Annotated in this window: 4 protein-coding genes; 1 reads left to right on the top strand and 3 read right to left on the bottom strand. The window is 65.9% G+C overall.

Annotated features, from left to right (window positions below; genetic code table 11):
• Positions 1-171: 171 nt before the first annotated feature.
• Complete coding sequence (locus JL475_RS38400; protein ID WP_237409455.1) at positions 172-450, top strand: group II intron maturase-specific domain-containing protein; 279 nt, start codon at positions 172-174, stop codon at positions 448-450.
• A gap of 165 nt (positions 451-615) precedes the next feature.
• On the opposite strand, the gene JL475_RS38395 is transcribed toward JL475_RS38400, so the two are convergent.
• From JL475_RS38395 to JL475_RS38385, 3 genes are all read right to left on the bottom strand, one after another.
• Positions 616-1,110, bottom strand: a complete 495-nt coding sequence (locus JL475_RS38395) for a hypothetical protein (RefSeq protein WP_202282833.1) — start codon at positions 1,108-1,110, stop codon at positions 616-618.
• Positions 1,111-1,307: 197 nt separating this feature from the next.
• Entirely contained in the window at positions 1,308-1,682 is a 375-nt protein-coding gene (locus JL475_RS38390) for a transposase (RefSeq protein ID WP_307825325.1), read from the bottom strand.
• Between the two features lie 318 nt (positions 1,683-2,000).
• Positions 2,001-3,071 (bottom strand): serine hydrolase, encoded by a 1,071-nt coding sequence (locus JL475_RS38385; RefSeq protein WP_202282832.1) that lies wholly within the window; start codon positions 3,069-3,071, stop codon positions 2,001-2,003.
• Positions 3,072-3,354: the final 283 nt, after the last annotated feature.

Genomic DNA, 3,354 nt, shown 5'->3' with positions numbered 1-3,354 from the left:
TGCCGCATCTTCGAACCAGGCGGACTTCCAGTGGCAGAGGTGAGTGAAACGGATGGCGGGCCTCGAGTGGCGGGAGGAGGCAAAGGTCGTATATGGCTCGGACCATCGCAGATCGGGTCAGCCATGAAAGCCGCTTTTCGCAACGGGCCTACGTAAACGCCCTCTCAGATCATGCGCGGTTGGGCCAACTACTTCAAGCACGCGGTCGCCAAGCATGTCTTCGACAGGCTCGACGCCTTCGTGTGGTGGCGTCTCATTCGCATGCTGCGGGAGCGTCACCGTTGGAGTTGGGGCGACGTCCGCCGCCGGTTCACCACCCCCACCGGGCGGTGGAGACCCATCGCGGCGGATGGGATCGAGCTGTTCCGGATCGCATCGGTCACGGTCAGCCGCTACCGATACCGGGCCAGCACGATCCCCACCCCATGGCAGCCTGCGAACCCCGTCTGACGGCAGAGACCGTGGAGAGCCCGTTGCGTTGAGAGGCGCACGGCGGGTTCGGCGAGAGGTCCGGAGAAACGGACCGGGAGGAAACCCGGCACCGCGCTCCGGGCCTACTCAGCGGAGTGGTCGCGGAGGGTCACCGAAGCGAGTTCTGACGGCGCTTCACGTCGGTCACCCAGGCCCGGGGCTTCTTGACGAGCAGCCGTGTCCATGCAGGCCCATGACGTTCAGGACGGGTTCTTCGCCCTGGGGGATCTCGAAGGTGAAGTTCGCTCTTGAGGGGATTGCCACGAGCGAGCACTGGTCGCCGAAGGTCAGCGGGGGGTAGGGCTGCCAAGGACAGCCGGCTTCGTCGAGCGCGGAGATCAGGTCCGCTTGCTTGATCGCCGCGGGGAAAGTTCCTGTCCCTCCAGCAACCGAGGGAGGGAGTTCGACGACGTCGCGCCAGGTCTGGACGCAGATGAGGGAAACCTTGCGGCAGCGGCAGACACTGAGCTCAAGGTCGCCGTAGGCGAAGAGACGCGGCCACTTTCCCCTCCGGCTCATCGTTCCCATGTCCCAGGGTTCGCCGAGTGTCGCGGTGACGTCGCTCCAGCTGGCTCCGACGAACACCGGGCCCAGTCGGCCCGTCTTCGCCATGTCGGTCAGGACATCGAGGATATTCACGGGCGGAGCCTGACATATGCTGCTGGCCAGCAGCCCAACGCTTTCAGGAGGGCCCCTGCCCGCCGCGGTCCGTTCGGCCCGGGGTCACACAGACCCCATCGAACACATCGACTTACCGGCACAGTGGTCACGCCGGATTGCCGCATGCAAGCTGTGGTGCTGTCAAGACGCGGTCCTTGGGGAGCGGTCGCGGAAGGTCACTGAAGCAGGGTCATCTTGCGGAGTAGTTCGAATCCGGCTCGTCCATAAAGCTGCCTCTTGATTTTTTTGATGCGGTTCACGGCGCCTTCCGTGCCGCCGGAACTCCAGTGCAGGGTGAGGCCGGCGGTCACCGCGTCGATGGCCCGGAGCAGATGGAGGGCGAAGTTGGTGAGGCCGGGCAGGTGGCCGGCGTCCACGGCGTCGATCCAGGCGGGAAGCGTGGAGCCGAGGCGGTGGGTGAGGATCTCGCCGAAGTCGCGGATGTGCTCGGCGGCGTCATCCAGCTCGGGACAGCGGGCCAGGACGCCCTTGAGCGCAGCCTGCTCTTCCTCGCTCAGGGACGCGAGATGGCGGGTGAGCCAGCCGGTCACCTGCCGCACCGTCGGCGGCGGAGGCAGCGGTCACCGCCTCGAGGGCCACGTCGTCGATCCCGTCGAACACGAGAGAGTCCCAGAATGATGCGTCGGCCTGCATGACCAGTACCGTCACCGGCCGCAGCCGACCACGGCGGAGACCGTCATAGACTTGACGGAGCGTCACTCCCGCTCGTCATGCGGCGAGGCGTACGCGGTCTCACGCGAACCCGAACCCTCGTAATCGAACACCGTGGTGACGCTCCGTGACAGCTCCTCAAGATTGTTGCCAGAACCGGCATTTGACGACAGTCCCGCCCGCGCGACGTCCGCCGCTCATTCCAGGATCAGCGGCTTCTCCGGGGCGAGATGATCGGCGATCGACACCAGGAGCGCGGTGCTGAAGTTCTTGGCGGTGTCGCTGCCCATTCCCTGTGTCGCGGCCGTCGCGATCGCGATCTTCCTGGAGGGCAGATAGGCGACCGTTCCCTGGTAGCCGGCGAACGACGGATTCTGCAGGAGCCAGGTGTTCTGCACGGCCAGCCCCAGGGCGTAGGACGTCCTGGGCGTCACCTTGGCGACGGGGGTGATCTGCACCTTGTGCGACTCGGGCGTGAGCAGCTTCCCCTCGCCCCACGCTGCCACCGACTTCCCCATGTCCTCCAGCGTGCCCGTCATGACCGCTCCCGGGGCCAGCGTCCATGACGGGTCCCAGTAGGTGGCGTCTTCGAACACACCCCGCTCGTTGTCGAAGGAGTGCAGCACCGGGGCGGGGATCTCGGCCGTGGACGGGTTGTCGGTTCCGGTCAGACCGAGAGGCTTCAGGATTCCCTCGCGCATCACTTCCGCAAGGGGCCTCTTCCTGACCTTGGAGATGATGTCACCCAGGATCACCCAGTTGGCGTGCGAGTAGGCGAACCCCGAACCGGGCGGTTTCTGGAGGGGTTCGGAGAAGGAGAAGCCCAGCAGTTCCTCCGGCGTCCAGTGCCGGAAGGGATTCTTGTAGAGCGCGGCGATGAAATCGGGATCCTGGACGTAGTCCGCGTAGCCGGAAGTGCTGGAGGCCACCATCTTCAGAGTGATGTCCTTCGCGTGCGGCAGGTCGGGGAACCACCGGGAGATCTTGTCGTCGAGCCGGACCTCGCCCTCGTCGACGAGCTTGAGCAGTTCGGTCGTCAGATACGGAATGGCGACCGAGCCGATCCGCAGGTGCATGCCGGTCGTCGCGGGGATGCCCGTCATCGTCTCTCCGGAAGCGACGCTCGTGACCTCCTCCCCGTCGATCCAGACCCCGGCCATGGCTGCGGTGAGCTTGTACTTCTTCAGGGAGTCGGCGACCTGCTTCTTGATGAAGTCCTCGCTGTCGGCGGGAATGCAGCTGCCGCCCTCGGAGATCTGGTCGGACACGCAGGCCTTCGGCGCGCCCCCGGCCTTCGTGGCCACCGCGGCGACACAGCCCGTGAGCGAAGCACCCAGAAGCCCCAGGGCCAGAGGCAGGCATATGAGGGCGGTTCTTGCGGTGTGACGCGTGGCTTCGGGGCGACGCACGGCGGAGCCTCCATACGGGTCGAAGGCTGCGATTCCCCATGTCGCACCTGCGGGCTTCGTTCCGGATGCTAGGGCCTGTTCGGGGTCGTGATCTCGGTTCCGATGCCCGCATCCGGCGAGGGCGGCCGAGCTGGTAGAACAC

The sequence above is a fragment of the Streptomyces sp. M2CJ-2 genome (genome assembly GCF_016757295.1).
GTDB lineage: Bacteria > Actinomycetota > Actinomycetes > Streptomycetales > Streptomycetaceae > Streptomyces.
Note: the sequence above shows the minus strand (reverse complement) of the source record. Positions and strands in the feature narration are given on the sequence as shown.